Origin of the sequence: Paraburkholderia sp. GAS333 (assembly GCF_050435665.1) — a bacterium.
GTDB classification, from domain to species: domain Bacteria; phylum Pseudomonadota; class Gammaproteobacteria; order Burkholderiales; family Burkholderiaceae; genus Paraburkholderia; species Paraburkholderia fungorum_A.
Map to the genome: position 1 here is coordinate 1,155,111 of NZ_JBNDKS010000003.1, position 18,732 is coordinate 1,173,842.

The 18,732-nt window shown below is 58.7% G+C and carries 16 protein-coding genes and 2 pseudogenes; 8 read left to right on the forward strand and 10 right to left on the reverse strand.

What is annotated here, in order from left to right; all coding sequences use genetic code 11:
* Positions 1–211: 211 nt before the first annotated feature.
* Positions 212–1,231: a hypothetical protein gene (locus tag ABH945_RS20975; protein ID WP_429251786.1), complete on the forward strand. Its 1,020-nt coding sequence runs from the start codon at positions 212–214 to the stop codon at positions 1,229–1,231.
* Between the two features lie 70 nt (positions 1,232–1,301).
* Here the strand turns inward: ABH945_RS20975 and ABH945_RS20980 are convergent, their stop codons facing one another.
* Positions 1,302–1,856 carry an NADPH-dependent FMN reductase gene (locus ABH945_RS20980; RefSeq protein WP_429251787.1) on the reverse strand — a complete coding sequence of 185 codons (555 nt, stop codon included), beginning with the start codon at positions 1,854–1,856 and terminating at the stop codon, positions 1,302–1,304.
* A 384-nt stretch (positions 1,857–2,240) separates the two neighbouring features.
* Between ABH945_RS20980 and ABH945_RS20985 the strand changes: the two genes are divergently transcribed.
* Positions 2,241–2,447: a hypothetical protein gene (locus ABH945_RS20985; RefSeq protein ID WP_074770906.1), complete on the forward strand. Its 207-nt coding sequence runs from the start codon at positions 2,241–2,243 to the stop codon at positions 2,445–2,447.
* Positions 2,448–2,584: 137 nt separating this feature from the next.
* Here the strand turns inward: ABH945_RS20985 and ABH945_RS20990 are convergent, their stop codons facing one another.
* The 4 genes from ABH945_RS20990 to ABH945_RS21005 all read right to left on the reverse strand — a co-directional run bounded on the left by ABH945_RS20990 (position 2,585) and on the right by ABH945_RS21005 (position 5,848).
* On the reverse strand, positions 2,585–2,869 hold the full coding sequence (locus tag ABH945_RS20990) for a DUF6723 family protein (RefSeq protein ID WP_074770907.1): 285 nt from the start codon (positions 2,867–2,869) through the stop codon (positions 2,585–2,587).
* Positions 2,870–3,384: 515 nt separating this feature from the next.
* The gene (locus tag ABH945_RS20995; RefSeq protein ID WP_268960526.1) at positions 3,385–3,516 is read right to left on the reverse strand and encodes a hypothetical protein; all 132 of its coding nucleotides are present in this window, start codon (positions 3,514–3,516) and stop codon (positions 3,385–3,387) included.
* 448 nt (positions 3,517–3,964) lie between these two features.
* A complete protein-coding gene (locus tag ABH945_RS21000; RefSeq protein WP_074770908.1) occupies positions 3,965–4,255 on the reverse strand; it encodes a DUF1272 domain-containing protein in 291 nt (96 codons plus the stop codon).
* Positions 4,256–4,471: 216 nt separating this feature from the next.
* On the reverse strand, positions 4,472–5,848 hold the full coding sequence (locus tag ABH945_RS21005; protein WP_429251788.1) for a gluconate:H+ symporter: 1,377 nt from the start codon (positions 5,846–5,848) through the stop codon (positions 4,472–4,474).
* A gap of 226 nt (positions 5,849–6,074) precedes the next feature.
* Here ABH945_RS21005 and ABH945_RS21010 point away from each other — a divergent pair, with 226 nt between their 5' ends.
* On the forward strand, positions 6,075–7,058 hold the full coding sequence (locus ABH945_RS21010; protein ID WP_429251789.1) for a sulfonate ABC transporter substrate-binding protein: 984 nt from the start codon (positions 6,075–6,077) through the stop codon (positions 7,056–7,058).
* 91 nt (positions 7,059–7,149) lie between these two features.
* On the opposite strand, the gene arsC is transcribed toward ABH945_RS21010, so the two are convergent.
* Positions 7,150–7,509, reverse strand: a complete 360-nt coding sequence (gene arsC / locus ABH945_RS21015; protein ID WP_429251790.1) for an arsenate reductase (glutaredoxin) — start codon at positions 7,507–7,509, stop codon at positions 7,150–7,152.
* A 1,054-nt stretch (positions 7,510–8,563) separates the two neighbouring features.
* Between arsC and parA the strand changes: the two genes are divergently transcribed.
* The 3 genes and pseudogenes from parA to ABH945_RS21030 all read left to right on the forward strand — a co-directional run.
* On the forward strand, positions 8,564–9,226 hold the full coding sequence (parA, locus tag ABH945_RS21020) for a ParA family partition ATPase (RefSeq protein ID WP_042326592.1): 663 nt from the start codon (positions 8,564–8,566) through the stop codon (positions 9,224–9,226).
* Positions 9,227–9,251: 25 nt separating this feature from the next.
* Positions 9,252–9,366 (forward strand): annotated as a pseudogene (locus tag ABH945_RS21025) (ParB/RepB/Spo0J family partition protein); the annotation flags it as partial.
* Between the two features lie 68 nt (positions 9,367–9,434).
* Positions 9,435–10,307, forward strand: a pseudogene (locus ABH945_RS21030) (ParB/RepB/Spo0J family partition protein); the annotation flags it as partial.
* Positions 10,308–10,380: 73 nt separating this feature from the next.
* On the opposite strand, the gene ABH945_RS21035 reads toward ABH945_RS21030, so the two are convergent.
* Entirely contained in the window at positions 10,381–11,733 is a 1,353-nt protein-coding gene (locus ABH945_RS21035; RefSeq protein WP_074770914.1) for a replication initiation protein, read from the reverse strand.
* A 2,036-nt stretch (positions 11,734–13,769) separates the two neighbouring features.
* Here ABH945_RS21035 and ABH945_RS21040 point away from each other — a divergent pair.
* Entirely contained in the window at positions 13,770–14,996 is a 1,227-nt protein-coding gene (locus ABH945_RS21040) for a DNA-binding protein (protein WP_429251791.1), read from the forward strand.
* 51 nt (positions 14,997–15,047) lie between these two features.
* Here ABH945_RS21040 and ABH945_RS21045 read toward each other — a convergent pair whose 3' ends face one another.
* The 3 genes from ABH945_RS21045 to ABH945_RS21055 all read right to left on the reverse strand — a co-directional run bounded on the left by ABH945_RS21045 (position 15,048) and on the right by ABH945_RS21055 (position 17,343).
* Entirely contained in the window at positions 15,048–16,130 is a 1,083-nt protein-coding gene (locus tag ABH945_RS21045) for a tyrosine-type recombinase/integrase (RefSeq protein ID WP_429251792.1), read from the reverse strand.
* 70 nt (positions 16,131–16,200) lie between these two features.
* Entirely contained in the window at positions 16,201–16,599 is a 399-nt protein-coding gene (locus ABH945_RS21050) for a DUF2471 domain-containing protein (protein ID WP_074770917.1), read from the reverse strand.
* Between the two features lie 105 nt (positions 16,600–16,704).
* The gene (locus ABH945_RS21055) at positions 16,705–17,343 is read right to left on the reverse strand and encodes a helix-turn-helix domain-containing protein (protein ID WP_074770918.1); all 639 of its coding nucleotides are present in this window, start codon (positions 17,341–17,343) and stop codon (positions 16,705–16,707) included.
* Between the two features lie 183 nt (positions 17,344–17,526).
* On the opposite strand from ABH945_RS21055, the gene ABH945_RS21060 reads away from it, so the two are divergent.
* The gene (locus ABH945_RS21060; protein ID WP_074770919.1) at positions 17,527–18,726 is read left to right on the forward strand and encodes a glycine C-acetyltransferase; all 1,200 of its coding nucleotides are present in this window, start codon (positions 17,527–17,529) and stop codon (positions 18,724–18,726) included.
* Positions 18,727–18,732: the final 6 nt, after the last annotated feature.

The window sequence follows — 18,732 nt, forward strand, 5'->3', positions numbered from 1 at the left end:
TGCGGGCGTCACGCCGGTGTCATTTACCGATGCGTGTAAAAGCGCGGCGCATTGCGCCGCGCTTTTTTGTCCGCTCTGTGCGCCGAAGTCAGGCGGGGCAGGGCGCACAGCTGTTCGCGATCACCCCGGCATGATCGTTGCGGCGGAAAAAGCATGGAGGGCGGCGTATTTCAGCGTCGTTCGTTCCGCCCAACTACGTCGGGAGACAGCCATGCAACACACCGTGATTGGTTTATTCGACACCTACACCCAGGCCGAAAGCGCCCGCGATACGCTCGTGCAAACTGGCTTCGCCCGCGAATCCATCGAATTGCAGGCAAATCCGCAACCCACGGTCGCTTCCGCCACCGACGAAGTCGCCGGCGCGGGCATGCTGGCGAACATCGAGCGTTTCCTGGCCAGTCTGTTTGCGAGCGGCCCCCGCGCGCCCGAAACTGCCAGCTATGTCGAAGCGATGCGGCGCGGCGCGGTGCTGGTCTGCGTGAATGCCACCAGCGAATCGCACGCGGAATTGGCGCGCAGCACGCTGACGCGGCTGGGCGCGACCGACATCGGCGACCGTCTGCCCACCTGGGAAGCGCAGCCGGAAGCGCGCCGTGAACATTCCGTGCTGGACGAATTAGGAATTGGCGCTGTCACAGCGACCACTCCGCAAACGTCAAGTGCAGTGAGGCCAGGAGTGAGCGCGACGGACACAGCGCGGGCCGCGTCGGCAGCGGAGCCGTACTACGCCATGCCTCCGGGAAGCACCGACGCCGAGCCTTTCGTGCCGCCGCCGCTCGCCGAACGGCCGCTGATCGATCCGGTGAATGAGCCAGTCGTCGATCCGCTAGTGGGCGACGCAGGGCGCAGCGCGATTGCTGCGGGTTCGGTCGCCGGTTCGGGCGCGGTAATGCAGCCGTCCGAGGTCGTCCCGAACACGACGCAACCTGCGGGCGCGGTTGGCGCCCAGATTCCGAACGAATATCTGGAATACGAAGAGGATTTCCGCTCGCACTATGACGAGCAATACGCGGCGGACAATGCGCGTTACGAAGACTACGTGCCCGCTTATCGCTACGGCGCGGAGATCGCCGCCGACACGCGTTTTCGCGATCGTCCGTGGGATGAGATCGAGCCGGAAGCTCGCGATCATTGGGAACGCACGTCGCCGGACAGCACGTGGGAACGCTTCAAGCTCGCTGTGCGTCACGGGTGGGAGCGGGTGACGGGACATCATCACCACGTCTGATGCAGGTCGTGACGGCAGCGGTGCCGGTAGGACGGCGTCCGCTGCCAGTTTCGCCGGGTGGGCGCTTTGGTTAAGCCGCCGTGTGCCGTTTGACCCATGCAACGTAGCGGTCAACGAAAGTTTGTAAAAACTTGCGTGTGCCGTCGTTGAGAATTTCGCCTTTGTCGTTGATCACCGCTGCGTCGTGTTTGATGAACATTTCGGGTTGGCCGAGAGTCGCGACGTCGAGGTAAGCCAGCACATTCCGCAGATGCTGTTGCGACAGCGCCGTGCCGGTTGCGCCAACAGAAGTGCCGAGTACGGCGCCAGGTTTGTTGCCCCACGAATTGGTGCCCCACGGCCGCGAACCCCAATCGAGCGCGTTCTTCAGGACGCCGGGTATCGAGCGGTTGTATTCAGGGGTGACGAACAGCAGGCCGTCCGCGGCTTCGATCCGTTGCTTCAGCTGCTTGCCCGCTTCGGGATAGTCGGCATCGTAGTCCTGGCTGTAAAGCGGCAACGAACCGATATCGATGAATTCGAAGGTGAAGTCGGCAGGGGCAAGCGAAATCACCGCTTGTGCCAGTTGCCGGTTAAACGACTCGCGACGCAGACTGCCGACAACAACCGCAATGTGATGAGCCATGATTCGTTTCCTTGACGTGAGGCGCACGAGGCGCGGGAAGGGTACGAACTGTCCATCATAGGCAAAAGCCTGGCGGACGGCGACGGAATAGCGGCTAGATAGCGCTGTCCCTCGAAGGAGTCGAGGGGTGTCGGTGGATAACTTGCAGCGCATCGAAGTTATCCACAGATTCACTGAATAACCTTGTGGATAACTGGTACTTTTGCCTTGTCAATCAAGCATGCTTTCGGCCTACGACGATTTGAGGCAAATGAGTGCTTAACTGCAAAGGCACTGGGCGAAGATTGTCGGATCTGGAAAATATGACCGATCCGGCGGGTCGTTTTATTGGACGACGCCAGCGTCTGCGGTTAAGCGAATCGATCTCTTCTGGAGGAGCCGATTATGAGTCTCAACTATGCAGGTAAATCGCATGATGAAGCGGTCGCGGCCCGCAAGAAGCAAAAGCAGCCGGCACAGGAGCAGCCGGGCGGCGATATGGCCGTCGACGGCACCGAGGCGGACAAGGTGCATAGCAGCGGCGAGCTGTCCGAGCGCGGCAAGGATGTGTGGCGCAAAGGGAGTGGGATCGATGGGGGAGGGAAGATCTAGGCTGTTGCTGGCGGGACGGGGTTGAGGCTGTTCCGCTAGTGTCGGCCGCGCCCGGGCGTTGGGCGGCGCGCGCGGTGTTTTTTGCGGCCGCCCAGATCGCGTTTGATCGGGCAGCATGTCGTCGCGTAGTGCGGCTCTTACTCCGGTACTGCGATGTCCCCATCGACAAGTTGCCAACCGTACGTCTCCGCGTAGGCCTGCGCCGCGTCGGCATCTTCGCAAAAGGGGAGATCGGCGTGACCTTGAAACGGATAGATCACCCGTTCGTCGCTGAGCCTAATCACTTTCAATGTCGGCACCGTACCGCTCGAAGTCCTTCGTGACGATGCCATCACCTGATAATTGGCCCGCCCCGTGAGTACAGGAAGCGCGGCGCGCTGAGAGCGTCTGGAACCGTGATTTGCCATCGATGATTGCGTCATGGCGTGGTGAGCGACTGGCTTAACGCCAAGTCGTCGGTCGGTCTTTCCAGACCTTGATGGCGCGTGATGCTGATATTCATAGTGATCGTCTCCAGTAAAGTCGTTTGTCGCCCATTTGCCGACAAGGCGGCTCGTTGGCCGTCAATGCAGCCTGCAGCAGCGCATGGATAACGCGGCTCGCGTTCCGCGACCATGGTCTATTCGCTTCGACACGACCGATAACACGCCGCAGAGTCACACGGGCAAACGGGAAACCCTGTTCGATACAAGGCGTTGAGATGACGACGTTTTGCGTCAGTGACCGCGGAAAATCAGGCGGGAGAAGGGCAAGCTGTCGACCCACTGTAACACGGTTAGCAACGTGAAAAATTTCCCGCACGGACGACCGGGGCGGCTGTTGGAGGGGAATGCAAAAAGGGCGCCGTTAGCTTCCGGCGCCCTTCTTTTTACATCGACGATCATCTTCGGAAACGGATTCGAACCACACTGGCGATCCGATCAAGTCTCCCGATTTTTTAGTTGCCGAAAAACACGTTGCAGTACGACGCCGGGCCGTTGCATTTCTCCGGAGCGGCGGCATGGGCTGCGCCCGAAGCTGCTGCAAACAGGGCGACGGAAGCGATCAAAGCGGAAAGAATACGTTTCATGGTGCTAGTCCTCAGCGTGGGTGTCGCGATCTGGTGCGATCGATTGAGCGAAGGATAGCGATTGAGTGTCCTCCGACAAATACCGAAGTCGATAAGACATTTTTTCAATTTTCGAAATAATCGAGGCAGGGCAGGGGCTTAATTGAAACGGCCATTTGCGGCTGGCTGAATCGCTTGCCTCTGCATTTCGGGACAGGTCTGCCGGACGGTCAAATAATTATTGATTTCAGATTTCGCAATAATTGATTTCGCCGGGCGAGGAGGGGACGTGCAGTCGTACTGGTCTTTGCGTCCCCGCACGGGAGGGAGGGTGCATTCGAAGTAGAGGAAAATAGCCGCTACCTTTCTTAGGTTTGCCGTGGGGCAATAGACAGCGACGTCGTAAAGTCCCACGGCAGGGCGGGGCTGTAACCAAGCCCTCCATATTCACGTTTATCTCGACAAGCCGCTAACGCTCACCAGCCGGCGTATCCCGATAACGCTCAAAAAATCGCGCATGCGCCTCTTCATCAATGGAAATGGGATGTGGCTCCGCACGAGCCGGGTGCTTCTCAAGCTGCGCGCGCGTGCGGATCGGCCGATGCTGAAAATTGCCGCCACAATTCGGACACACATTGCGCAGCGTACCCAGTGCGCATACCTCGCAGAATGTACATTCGTACGTGCAAATCATGGCGTCGGACGCATTCGGCGGCAGTGACTTGCCGCATCCTTCGCAAGAGGGTCTGAGTTCAAGCATGGCGACGATTTCCGTATTTGACTCGAAGTGCGGAAGGCACCTCACTTGCGAGCCAGTGTAAGCGGCGAGGACGGCTTGAAATAGACAGCGAGGCGGCAAATCCTGCCAACGTCGGTCCCGTTTAACGCTGCACCGGAGGCCACGCAATCCGGAAAAAGAACTAAAACCCCTGCCGAAGTTTTAATTTTTCCCGGATCAATTGCGAGACTTCCGCATTCAGGTCAACACGCCCCATAACACGAGCGTCAGCGCGAGACCCACGACAGAGACAATGGTCTGAAGCACCGACCAGACCAATACCGTCTGCTTCAATTGCAGCCCGAAGTACTCGCGCACCATCCAGAAGCCGGCGTCGTTCACGTGGCAGAAGAACACCGAACCCGCGCCGATGGCGAGCGCCATCAACGAATTGTGCGTCGCGCTAAGACCCGCGACGACGGGGGCGACTATGCCCGCGGTTGTCGTCGTGGCGACCGTCGCCGAACCGGTTGCCTGGCGCAACGCGACCGCGATCAACCAGGCGAGCAAAATCAGCGGCATGTGCGCGCCGACCGCGATCTTGCCAATCGTCGTGCTGATGCCCGCGACGACGAGCGCCTGCTTCAAGCCGCCGCCCGCGCCGATGGTCAGCAGCAGCGCGGCGATCGGCGGCAAGCTTTTGCGCAGAATGCCGCCGACACGTTCGCGTGCCATTCCGCGCGACCAGCCGAGCGCCACCACGGCGAACAGCACGGTGAGGCCAAGCGCGATCAACGGCTCGCCGAGGAAATTCAGCGCGTCGAACAGGAAAGTCTCCGGCTGAAGCAGCAGTTTGGCGACCGTGCGGCCCAGCATCAGTACGACGGGCAACAGGATCGTAATCAGCGAGATGGCGAAGCTCGGCGGTTCGCCAGTGTCTTGCTGCGCGGAAAAAAGCTTACCCATTTCCTCCGGCTCGGCGACGTGCATCCGTTTTGACAGCCACATCCCATACAGCGGCCCCGCAAGAATCACGGCCGGAATCGCGACGATCACACCAAGGCCGAGCGTCAGCCCGAGGTCGGCATGCAGCGCGCTCACCGCGATCAACGGACCCGGATGCGGCGGCAGCAATGCGTGCAGGGTCGTCATGCCGGCCAGAGCCGGAATCGCAATGCGAAGAATCGGCTGCTGCGAGCGACGCGCCATCACGAAGATGATCGGCACCATCATCACCAGACCAACTTCGAAAAAGAGCGGCATGCCGATGATCAGCGCGACCAGCGCCATCATCCACGGCAGCGTGCGCGGCGTGGAGTGCTTGAGGATAGTCGATACGAGCCGGTCGGCGGCGCCCGATTCGGCCATCAACGCACCGAGCATCGCCCCCAGCGCAATGATGATGCCGACATCGCCCAGCAACGCGCCCGCACCTTTGCTGAAGGCGCTGGCGACGGCTTCGAGCGGCAGGCCGGCCGCAAAGCCCGCCGCGAACGTGCCGACAAGAATCGATAGAAACGGTGCAAGTTTTAGAACGCTGATAGCGATGATGATCAGTGCGAGTCCGAGTACGCACGACAAGATCAATTGAGTGTCGTGGGATGACCACGGCGCGAGTGTTGTCGTTAGATGCACGATGTCCCTTTGTTGATTAACGCAGCCGCGGCCACGCGCGGATGACGAATTGTAGCGGCGGCGGCTCGGCTTGATGCAGCGGAGGTGGGGCGCGCGTCATAGCAGTTGGCGCGTGGCTCGCGAGTGATTTGCTTATGCGAATTTATCGGTTCGTCCAGGCTTGCAGACGAATTATCGTCGGAGCCAATCGGTCCGTTTTGCGTCCGTCTTTTAAACGAGCACTTTTATGTCCCGTCATCCGCTGCTTACGCGCCGCGCGTTTCTCGCTGGCGTGGGTGCGTCGCTGGCCGCAGCCACCTTGCCCGGCGTGTTCTCATCCGCTTTTGCCGCCGATACACACGCAAAGGAATTTCGTATCGGCTATCAGAAAGCAGCCAGCACGCTCGTGTTGCTCAAGTCGCATGGCACGCTTGAAAAGCGACTTGCCTCGCAAGGCATTACCGTCAAATGGACCGAATTCCCCGCCGGGCCGCAATTGCTTGAAGGGCTGAATGTCGGTGCGATCGATTTCGGCTATGTCGGCGAGGCGCCGCCGGTGTTCGCGCAGGCGGCGGGCGCCAACTTCGTCTACACCGCCTATGAAATTCCGACGCCGCACGCCGAAGGCATCCTCGTGCACCCGGATTCTTCGATCAAAACGCTGGCCGATCTGAAGGGAAAAAAAATCGCCCTGAACAAGGGCTCGGACGTGCACTGGTTTCTGGTTGCGGCGCTCCAGAAGAGCGGGGTGAAGTACAGCGAGATTCAGCCTGTCTTCCTTGCACCTGCAGACGCGCGCGCGGCCTTTGAGCGCGGTGCGATCGATGCATGGGCGGTTTGGGACCCGTTCCTTGAAGCCGCGAAGCGTCAGTCGAATGCGCGCTTACTCGCCGACGCGGAAGGGATTGTGAGCCATCACCAGTTCTTCCTCAGCGCGCGACCGTTTGCGCAGCAAAACGGCGACGTGCTCGCAATCACGATGGATGAAGTCAGCAAGGAGGGAGCGTGGGTGCGGGCGCACTACGGCGAAGCAGCAGCACAACTCGCACCCATTCAGGGACTCGACGCTAGCGTGATCGAAGCGGGCTTGCGGCATTACGCGCATATCTATAAGCCCGTCGACGGGGAAGTGCTTGCCGAGCAGCAGCGGATTGCGGACACGTTCAGCGATCTTCGCATCATCCCGACGAAGATCGTCACGAAGGATGCGGCGCTGCCGGCTAAGGCTTAACGTGCGCCTTTGAGTCGGAGGGCGGAGCGGGCGCATAACGCGCATTGTGATTCGTATCCGGCGAAAAGGCTTTCTTGTCGGCAGACACTCGTCACTCAAATAGCGCCGCGACGTTTTCCGGCGGGCGGCCGATCACGGCTCGCCCATTCCGAACGACGATAGGTCTCTGTAGAAGGATGGGGTGTCTGGCGATTGCTTCGTATAGCTGGGAGTCGGTCAGGGATGCGTCGGACAGCTGAAGCTCTTTGTATTCGGCTTCAGTGTCTCGAAGCATGTCGCGGACGGTACAGCCCAGTTGTGCTTGGATCTGCTTGAGTTGCGCGACGGAAAGCGGATGCTTCAGATACTCGACGACTTCCGTTGCTTCATTGGCGAGGTTGTAAGTGCTGGTGATTAGCTCGCAGGTGGCTCGCGATTTGGAACAGCGTGGGTTGTGATAGATGGTGATCATGGGCGTGGATGGAGTGATGTAGGGGTGGTCCGGATTTTGGATGGATTCTAGCTGGTGGAGGGGAGGGGGTGACGGAGGAGGGGGGCTTTATGCGCATAAAGTGCGTAAGCGCCGATGTCCTACGCTGGCGGTCTGTCGACGCGGCTAAAAAGCCGCTCGTGTTTTGGAGTCGGGACGGGCTCAACTGCCCCCGTAATTGCTTGGTAGATCGACTCTGAGTCGGCTGCGCTCGATGACGGCCAGTTTTACGCTAACGCCGCTGCACTCATTCGCCTAGGCCAATGGCTTGGGCTACGTCTTAGATAGTCCAGATGCGAGATTATCTCAGCGGCTATCGCACCCTCGATCAGTGTCGTGTTGACCGCGAGCATCAGGTTCTGAACTTCGGCGGCCGCCATCGCGGCCATAGAGCAAAGCGCTCTGGCAACACACGCAGCAGTAGACGTCCGCTGCCTTGTTGTTCCGGTAGGTTTCTTCCACATAACCGGAATATCCATGCATTTCATGCTTCATGAAATGCGCCGCCCAGAGGATCACGAATAGGTCGGCGGTAGGCGCCATAGCCGCCTGTGTAGCACACCAACCAATTGGTCACCGTCATCTCGCAGAAATGACTTTCCACACTATTGGGGTACGCATCGGCCCATTCACGCGATGGACTTTATGCGCATAAAGTCCATCGCGTGTCATCTACGTCCGCCCGCGAAAACTACAGGCACACCACGAGTGTTATTGAATCGGACCTAGCGCTTAATCGAAGTAGCCGCATCGATCAAACAATCATGACGACACCTTCCAAGCCCAGTGCCCGGCACACCACCGGCCCTAAGAGCAGGCTCTCCAACTCACCAATCTTTCGGTTGCCGATAGCACAGACCTTCTCGCCATAGATGCATGCATTCGCGCCTCCCCTCTCTGTCCGCGCATGCATCCACCTCTTTATGCGCATAAACCTAACCCGAACGGCTAATTCTTCCTTTGTTTACACAAAAACAATTGAAATGGAAATCCATCCAGGTAAAATCCATTTGCGTCTAAAAAGAGGAGGTGAATATTGGCAGCAGAAATCATCGCGGTAACTCAGCAGAAGGGTGGGGTCGGGAAGAGCACAATCGCGATGCACCTCGGCGCTGCGTTTCATGAGAAAGGCAAGCGCGTCCTGGTTGTCGACGCGGACGGACAGAACACCCTGATTCACTGGGCCAGTGCTTCATCAGACGGCGATACCGGCATTCCCTTTCCGGTCATCAATCTCTCTGAAGCGGGCAGCCAGATTCACCGCGAGATCAAGAAGTTTGTGGCCGACTACGACATCATCGTGGTCGATTGCCCTCCCTCCATCACAGAGAAAGTATCCGGCGTGGTTCTTCTCGCCGCGAGCGTCGCTGTGATTCCCACATCGTCTTCACCCGCTGACTACTGGTCGAGCATTGGTTTGGTCAAGCTCGTCCAGCAAGCTCAGGTCATGAACGAGGACCTGCGCGCCGTCTTCCTGCTCAATAAAACCGAAGAAAAGCGGATGCTGACGCGTGAACTGAAGCGCGCGCTGGAAGAGCTAGGTTTCCCGTTGCTCAAAACCCAGATTCCAACGCGCGAAGCCTACAAGCAGGCTATGGCACTAGGACAAACAGTGCTCCAGATGAATGACCGCGGCGCGAAGTTGGCCGCACTCGAAGTCCGGGCATGCGCGAACGAGATCGCCGCGCTGCTCCCGTGAAATTTATGCGCATAAAGGACCCTGAATGAAACCCTCCCAATTTGCCAAAGGCTTTCAAGCACGTCCTGATACGACCAGCAGTGAAAAGCGAACAGCACTCGATCGTCTGAATGCAATCGACGGTCTGGTTAAGAGTGGCTCCAGGAGCAACGAAGTAGCAGGGCGCGCCATTGCAGCCGTTGTCCCGCAGTCGGAGCCGGAAGTCGATACGAGCGACGCAGCAAACGAATCGGCCGCATATCGTGCGTGGAGGCTTGAACACGGGTATCGCCCGAGCCAGGTCATCGAGTTGCCGCTTAAGACGATCAAGCCGAGCCCCTTCAATCCCCGGCACTTCTATCTGAAGTCGTCCATTGCTGAGCTCGCTGTCAATCTGGCGAAGCAGGGACAGCAACAGGCGATTCACGTTATTCCCGACTACGAGAACCCCGGGACCTACTTCGTCAGTGACGGTGGCAGGCGTGTGCGCGCGCTGAAAGAGGCGAACAAGGAGTTGGTGAAGGCGATCGTCATCGATCTGCCAATCGGCATTCAGAGCTACAAGCTCGGCTACGACCTCAATGTCCAGCGCGATTCGCAGACAGTGTTCGACAACGCAGTCGTCTGGAGGCGCTTCCTGGATGATCGGCATTTCCAGAGTCAGAAGGAACTGGCGGAACATCTCGGGCTGGACGAATCGACCGTCGCGGTCGCCTTGTCCATTGCAAAGCTGCCCGAACCCGTCATGCATGAGATGGTCGCGCGACCGGATAGATTCGGCTCGAACATGGCGTATCAGGTAGGCCGGTATCACACCGCCCGCGGTGCGGATGCAACTCTGCGTCTGATCAACAAAATCCTCTCCGACGATCTGAGCACGCGGCAAGTCGCGGACATCGTGAAGGGAAGGGCGAGCGCTCAGGAAAGCGTCAAACCGGCGGGACGTCAACGCTACGCGCAGCGGATGGAAATCAAGCTCGACGGCGTACCGGTAGGGGATCTCAAATCATACGGAGATGATCGAATCGAACTACGTCTGAAGGGCCTCTCGCGTGAAAAGCGCGATGACATCCTTCGCCAGATCGAGAAGATGCTGAAGTAAGAAGGCGGGAATTACCGCCGAGACAAAAGACAGGGCAGGGCGGCTCGTCACTCGAGCCGCCACCCCAAGATGATCAAGCTGCGCGCGATTGGCTCAGCGTGAAGGCGAGCAGGTCGCCATCGGTCGGCTCACCCCAGGTCTTGCGGGCCAGCCAGTCGAAAAATGCAGTTTCGACAATCTTCGAATCCAGTCCACGACGACGCCAGTCGTCACGCATGTGTGTGCCGAGCCCCGGCAACTCATCTTCCTCGAACGATTGCCGCGCGACTTCCCGTTCGGAATCGCCTTGTTCGTTGTATAGCGCGTACGCTTCCTTGCGACGATATGCAGAATATTCGCCGAGCAATCGGGCTTTGAGATCGTCGGCCGGCGCAGCGATCGAGGCCTTCCCGGGTGTATTCCCCGAAGGCAGCGCTTCGACCGGCGGCGCATAACCTTTCTTCAACGCATCCTTGAACAGCGCGGGCGCGCTACGCACCGGCGGCAACGATGTGCTGCGCATGCGTTGTTCTGTCATCTGCAGAGCGGCGCGAATACGGTTTTCTTCGCTGTCGGCATACAGCGTTTGCGCTTCTTTCAGCGGGATGCCGATCTTCACCATCCGGTCGACCAGCGTGCTGTCGAACACATTGGGATGCTCGTCGAGCGCGAGCATAGGCTGCTTGCGTTCAGTCACACGGAACTGGATTTCGGCGACACGCCGTCCTTCCCGATGCTCGATCAACTCGACAAAGATATTCGTGACCGCGTTGACTTCTGCGATCGCGGGGCGCAAGTAATCACGCTTGAAATACTTGTATTCGCGCTTCGCTTCGTCGCCGGCTTCCGTGTCGGGCGTGCCTGACAGAATCGGGCGCCACCATTCCCACGTCTCGCGCATCGTCAGGTGACTTGGGTTAGTCAGATAGCGGACGCAAATCTCGTAGAGCGCCAAACCCGCGCTGCTACGCAACTGACTCTGGAACTGAAGACTCAGGCGAGCGTACTGAACCGGATCGAGCAGCTTCTTCTTGATCTTCGGCGCAAATGAAAATTCCACCCAGACACGCCGTGTGGTGGGATCTTCAAGAATTTCCGCGTCGGCAATCAGCGTGGAAATACCCCATTTGCGACCAGGCTTCTGACTGGACGTCCCCGTACTCCACTCAACCTGAACCGACACCATGCGCCGCAGATGCTCCTTGACGAGCGCCGTGTCGTTGGAATCGAATGCGGAATTGGCCACGATGTCGGACAGCAGAGCCCGATAAGTGTCGCCGGATTCATCCGCTTGCTGAGCGACGGCGAGCAGCACGTTGAACAGCTTGCGGGTAAGCAGCGTGATTTTCCCGCTTTTCGGCTGAATAGCGATCGCCTCGACCGCCTTACGCAATTCGGCCGAGCTCGGGCTGACTACATCTGTCTTCTTCGCGCGCTTTGTGGCCATACGTCTGGTCGGAGAGGGATTTCGCGAGAGCATACCGGCTGTGGTGATACGCGTCTATAGCGTACATCTCACCGTTCCCGGTGAAGTGAGTTTACGAGGCGCGACTCACCTCGAGCAACCCCCGAAAACCCTCACCTCACCGGTTTACGCCAGGTTCGGGCGATCCTTGCAGATCGCGGCGCTTCGAATTTTGGGCTTTTGAGTGCCGCGCGCGATCGGGAGGAATTTGATCCCGAATATGCTCACCTTAAAAAATTTGAGGATTTTTGTGGCGACACCTGGTACCACGGGATGGGACGGCCGTTGGACGGCGACTTGGTCGGAAGGGGAGGGGGCGGGGTATAGCGATGCCGGAACCTGCGCTCTCAAGCGCCTCGCGACCCACTATTTCCCAAACACCACCTAACGCAGCGCGGCTGAAAAGCGGGGGATCTCGCCGTTAACACCTGTCGGTAGACATCTCCATTGCCGCGCCTACGGTCTAGAGCCAGGAAACGGACTATAGGGCTGCAGCAAAGGAATTTGGGGCCGCCTTGCGTCCGAGCAGTCCCGTCAACACCGACCTACGGCGATTTTTACGCGACGGCGAAGCCAAAACGACTCGTTAACACTCGCCACTCCGAGGGACAAGTCAGGTTTACAGCGTCAAACATCCCCGAAAAAGCTCACCTTTGCATCAACCCGATTCCCGAAAAGACGCGGCTTTCGGCAAAGCAGCCCCCAAAATGCACCCAAAAGTCCTCCTGAAAAGCCTCACCTTTCACCACCACCGTTAATTATTTGCACTTCCAGCGACAGCTCCTGAAAACGCTCACCTATGATGCCGAAGACAAAATAAATCAATCATTTCATGTACTTAAACAATTCTAAAAATGAATACTCCTGATAGCGGCTCCCGGATTTCCTCACCTTAAACCGCATTTTGGCGAAAGCCCGCGCCCCAAGTCACTATCTTGCATCCTCCCGAAAAACCTCACCGATAGAATTCGACACCGGCAGCTTGAGAGTTAACAAACCGCCATCTGCAGGGCTTTTCAGGCCCATGTCGACCGCTTTGCTCCTGCATTTCCTCACCTGTGCGGCTAAAACCCGTCTCAAAGCCTCCCGAAAAACCTCACCTTTAGCCAAAAACCGGGCGATTCAAACGACCACGACGTATACGAAGCGACATCTCCCGAATCTCCTCACCTTTCCAATTTCCATACCGCAGGCACCGATCGACGCTGTCGGCGAAACTCGCCGCAGACCAGATTCATACTCCCGAAAAAGCTCACCTAAGGTGTCCACTTGCCTGAAATTGATGCAAAAACGCGCTGCGGCCCCGTAAAGTCTCACCTTCGGTTCGCGTTTTCTCCCGACTTGACTCACCAATGAGGTTTACAGCCTCGGAATAGGGCTAAAAATCACGGTTCGAACCGGTCCCGAAAGCGCTCACCGAAGGTCCTACGAGCTTCAGGTCCGAGTTTTCCGTGTTAACGGGTGATTCACGGCGGTCAGGTCCCGCAAAATCTCACCTTTCGCCGAACCCCTTGTTGGCCCCGGCTCCTGAACCCGCTCACGTTCTGTCCCGGACCTGCTCACCGAGGCCCCCGAACCTCATCACTCCAGAATCCCGCAAGACCTCACCACGTCTCCCGCAAAGCTTCACCTTACCGGGCTAGACCCCCCACCAGGTAAGGCTTTGCCGTGGCGTTAACGTTTTTAACATGGGTTCAAAGGTGTTTACTTTTATTACTCTCTAGAATCGCAACCCCGCGAGCCCTCCGGATAACACCTCCCAACCACATAGCCTCCATGAAACGTCCGTGAAACAGTGCGCGATCATGAAGAACCTCTTAAAAACTCTTTTTTTACAAGAGCTTATTGGCTATTCTTCGTTTTGTTTCACGGAAAAATACAGCGAAGACAGGTTCATCCGTTAACCTGACGCCTAAAAGCACAGCAATTCGTTCAAATCTACCTGACGCAAACAAATAAGTAGCGAATACTACGTAAATTGTTATGATCCATCCAATTCGAGCGACATCGAGGTAGATATGAATCTGGACCAGGAACGGCAAGCTATTCGCGAAGAGCTTGAAACAATGAGAGCGCAAGGGGTCCGACGGCAGGACCTCTCCCTTCATGCGTGCAAGAGACTCTTCTTCGACTTGGGCATTCGGCCCTCCATGGCTGCAGTTCGTGACCTGACTCAGACTGGCAGTGCGAGCGATATCCCAAAAGACATTGATAATTTCTGGGAGCGCATTCGAAATGTGTCGCGCGTCAAAGTAGGCGCCGGGGCTATTCCAAAAGCGCTGGAAGATCGCGCGGGCGAACTGCTAGGTGCACTTTTCGAGGAAGCAGTCGGTCATGCCCGAGCGAGTCTCGAGGGGGAACGGGAAGAAATTCACGCCCAAATTGGGATCGCGGATCAGCGGGCAAGAGACGCGGAAATTCGCCGCGAAGCCTCCGACGACGCGATCAGGCGCAGTGAAATAAGGGCAGAAGCGGCTTGGGAGCGGGTTCGTGCGCTCGAAGCCGAACTGTCTAGCGCCACCACGCACGGCAATGTTCACCAGGAAAGCTTGCAGGCGACGGTTCGCCGGCTTGAACGCGAAAATGACGCACTGAGTCAGCGCCTGAACAGTGAACAGACCACAAATGCGACACTTCGCGATCGAATTGACGCATTACATGTTGAATTGCGCCAAAGCACCGAACACTATGCGCAGCAGATCAAGGACGCGGTTGCTGAAGCGGAGCGGCGCGTTAAGCCAATGCTGGTCGAACTCGACTCGTTGCGCAGCATGGCCGCGACTTATCAGTCGGGTGTTCGCGACGCGAGTCGCAAGGAATTTGAGTTTATTCAGCAGATCGCGGCCGCCAAGGCGCGCGGCGATCGGCTCGACGCCCAACTGCGCGAGCAATCAGACGAAGTGGATGCGTTGACCAAAGAGGTTACCGTGTTGCGCGGTCAGCAAGGTATCGACCCGGCGATAGCGAGCCTGCTTTGTTCGCTGGTCGATGCGGGTCGGCTGACAAATGACGAGTTGAACATGATCGGCACTGCCGCGGACGGTCACGTCACGCTGCCTCCCCGTTGCCCAAAATGTGATGAAGGTGAGCCGGAGTTATCGCAGGTCGATCACCGGTTTGAATTGCTCTGTCCGGAATGCGACCATTCGTCTGGACTCGGAGAATCAAGACTGGCGGCGGTCAGCCGGTTCTTATCGGCCGATTCGATTGCAAGTCCGGAGCGAGAGTTCGACGCGGTTCGGTGACGCGTCGAACGTCAAAGGTGAGGAAATTCGGGACCTGAAAGGTGAGGACTTTCAGGGCTCGCCAGCTCCCGCTTTTCTTGTCAAACGCCCGTCGCGTCTAGGTGCGGGCAAAGGCGGGGCTGACGGATCGGGTTGGTCGGCGGTGGGCGATTCCTGCTGATCCGCCCATGTTTGCCACGCCCGATACAGGCGATTCGCCGATACCGCTTGCACAAATCCCAACCATTGCCCAACCAGTTCCGCTTCGACTCCGCTCTCGAAAAGATCCGCAGCAAAGGTGTTTCGCAATGTTTGCGGACTGGCGCGCGATTTCCGGGATGCGGAAATTCCGGCGGACTCGACCAGCGCATCGACCGCGCGCAGCATCGTGGCTTTGTGCATCGGACGTCCAGACGGAGAGGCGGGGAAAACCAGATCTCCCGCCAATTCAGAAAGACGCCGTTCAGCGAGCCAGGCGTCGAGAATCGCTGCGGCAAAAGGTGCGAGCCGTGTGCGACGTGTCAACATCGGGTTGGCCGCCTCGATCGTTACCCATGGCGAACCTGCACTCACGCAACTAACCGTAAGCGAAGCTGCCTCTCCCGTCTTCAGACCTCCCCCGAGAAAGACTGCAATCAACGCGCGATCGCGACGTTCTCTCCAGCGCTGTGCGACGGACAAATCCGGCAACGGCGCAAACAGTTGAGCGATCAACGCGGTTCGTTCTGCATGGTTGAGAAAACCGGTGGGTTCGTTGTCGCGTGCATTTCGCCACGCTGCTTCGCCATCCTGAGCAATGAAACGAGCCGGGTTGGTGGAAGCGGATTCGATTTCCCGCACGTGATCCAGAACCCGCTCGATTAACCGCAAATAGCGTACTCGCTGTGGTTTCCGTATTTCCAGCCCGGCGACGAATTCGGCGATAGCAGCGGTATCGACGGAGACGAGAGTCTTCTGGCGAGCGCCAAGCCACTCGAGAAAAAGCCCCCACTGGGCCTGATAGACCTCAGCCGATGAACGTCGGAAGTGCTGCTTCGCGAGCCAGGCATCGAAAGCGATTTGCGGATCGCGACGCCAGTCTTCCCGTTGCTGATCGAAGAGATCGGTTGAAGGCGCAGGGCGTGGAACCGGGTCCGACAAGTGAGGAGGTGACATAAGCTATCTTTCCGTTAGTTGCGCATATTGTAGATGCCAACCGATGAAAATACAGCCTTCATCTGCCGCTTTAGCCGCCCCAGGGACGTGCGCGTTTCAAGCCAGAGCTTGCCGAAGTCGACTGCGCGGCGCGGCGGGCGGCTTCTTCATAAGCGCTGACAGCAAACGCAAACACCGCCGGCAACGCGGTGGACGTGCCGAAATCCACGCCTTCATCAGTTTCCGGGTAAGGCAGATCGGACGGCCGCTGGAACAGCCCCAGCATCAGCGCGTCGTGCCGGCTGGCAAAACCGAGGTCTGCGAGAGCTTCGGCTTCGATAGCGTGCAGCAAACGCCACGTGAGCGGCACCTGCTGAACGATGTAGCGTGCAGCGATATTGCGCACGATACGTTCGAGATCGCGCGCCGCGGTTTGGTAGCGCAGCGCGGCCAGAGCGTGATCGGTAGGGTCGGAAATCAGGTTGTTCATTATCGGCTCCAGTCGATAACCAATACTGTACAAACATACAGTGTTAGATGCAACCTCGGCCAAACGGCCAATCCCGGCAACTTCCTGCAGCGGTGCGCCAGGACTTCAGCCGTGGATCACCACTAGCAGCGCCTTCGCCTCGCCCTTTCCCACATTGCGGATCGCGTGCGGCTCGTCGGCGACATAGCGCGCCGTGTCCGCAGCCTTGAGCCGCCTGGTCGTGCCGGCCGCTTCGATTTCAATCGATCCATTCAGCACCGTCAAATGCTCACGCGTACCCGGCTCGTGCGCGTTCGACACCAACGCGCCACCCGCTTGCAGCGTCAACTCGTACCACTCGAATTTGCCGGCCAACTCAATCGGCCCCCACACACGCAACTGATATCTGGCGTCGTGCCCGCTCAACGTGGGAATGTCATGCGGACCCGAAACGGCAATGGCCTCCGGCGCCTTGGGCGGCGCAAACAGCGAATCGAGGCTGACGCCGAGCGCATTGGTCAACCGCCACGCGACCGCAATGGTCGGATTGGCCTTGTCGCGCTCGATCTCCGACAGCATCGATTTCGACACGCCGGCCGCGCGCGACAGATCGTCGAGCGTCATCCGCCGTTCGGCGCGCAAACGCTGAATCTGCTCGCCGACGCGCGGCGGTGCAGCAGTCGCCGGGACCGACGCTGTGCCTGAGGTGGCCGCCGCACTGCCCGCAGTGCGGCGAATTCCCGAACTTGCCATTTCCTGATCCATCGTTTAGAGTTGTTCGATATACCGGATTTTAGTTCGGAAAAACGAAAAAATCCGATAAAACTGACAGCCGACTATAACAGGCCGCTTCTTCCGCGCCCATGCCGAATGCACTCAAGCCGAAGCTACCGCTAAGGCTGAAGCCGACGCAGATGCGGGCGCCCCCATTCATCAGGAGTCTGCTTCATGCGTGACCAATACCTCGCCCACCTGCGCGGCACCCTCGATCAGATCCGCGCCGACGGGTTCTACAAGAACGAGCGGGTGATCGACAGCCCGCAGTCGGCCGACATCCGCCTGGCCAACGGCGCGGCCGTGCTGAACTTCTGCGCGAACAATTACCTGGGCCTCGCCGACGACGCCCGCCTGATCGAAGCCGCCAGGCGCGGCCTCGACAACGACGGCTTCGGCATGGCGTCGGTGCGCTTTATCTGCGGCACGCAAACCGTGCACAAACAGCTTGAGCACGCACTCGCCGCGTTCCTTCAAACCGACGATTGCATCCTCTATTCAAGCTGTTTCGACGCGAACGGCGGCCTGTTCGAAACCCTGCTCGACGACAACGACGCGATCATCAGCGACGAGTTGAACCATGCGAGCATTATCGACGGCGTGCGGCTTTCGAAGGCGAAGCGCTTTCGCTACAAGAACAACGACCTCGCCGATCTCGAAGCCAGACTGAAAGAAGCGGACGCCGCCGGCGCGCGCTTCAAACTGATCGCGACCGACGGCGTGTTCTCGATGGACGGCATCATCGCCGACCTCGCCGGCATCTGCGATCTCGCCGACCGCTACGGCGCGCTGGTCATGGTCGACGACTCACACGCGGTGGGTTTTGTCGGCGAACACGGGCGAGGCACGCCCGAACATTGCGGTGTGCTGTCGCGCGTCGACATCATCACCGGTACGTTGGGTAAAGCATTGGGCGGTGCGTCGGGCGGTTATGTCGCGGCGCGCAAAGAGATCGTGGAATTGCTCCGCCAGCGCTCGCGTCCCTATCTGTTTTCGAACACGTTGACGCCGAGCATTGCCGCCGCGTCGCTGAAAGTGCTCGAACTTCTCGCGAGCGACGAAGGCGCGCAATTGCGCGCACGTGTCCGCGAAAACGGTGCGCACTTCCGCAGCAAAATGAGCGCGCTCGGCTTCACGCTCGTGCCCGGCGAACATCCGATCATCCCGGTGATGCTCGGCGACGCGCAGCTCGCATCGAAGATGGCCGACGCGTTGCTGAAGGAAGGCGTGTACGTGATCGGCTTCTCGTTCCCCGTCGTGCCGAAAGGCCGCGCGCGAATCCGCACGCAGATGAGCGCCGCGCACACGCCCGAGCAGATCGACCGTGCGGTCGATGCATTCGCGCGCGTCGGCCGTGAACTCGGCGTGATCTGAATGGAG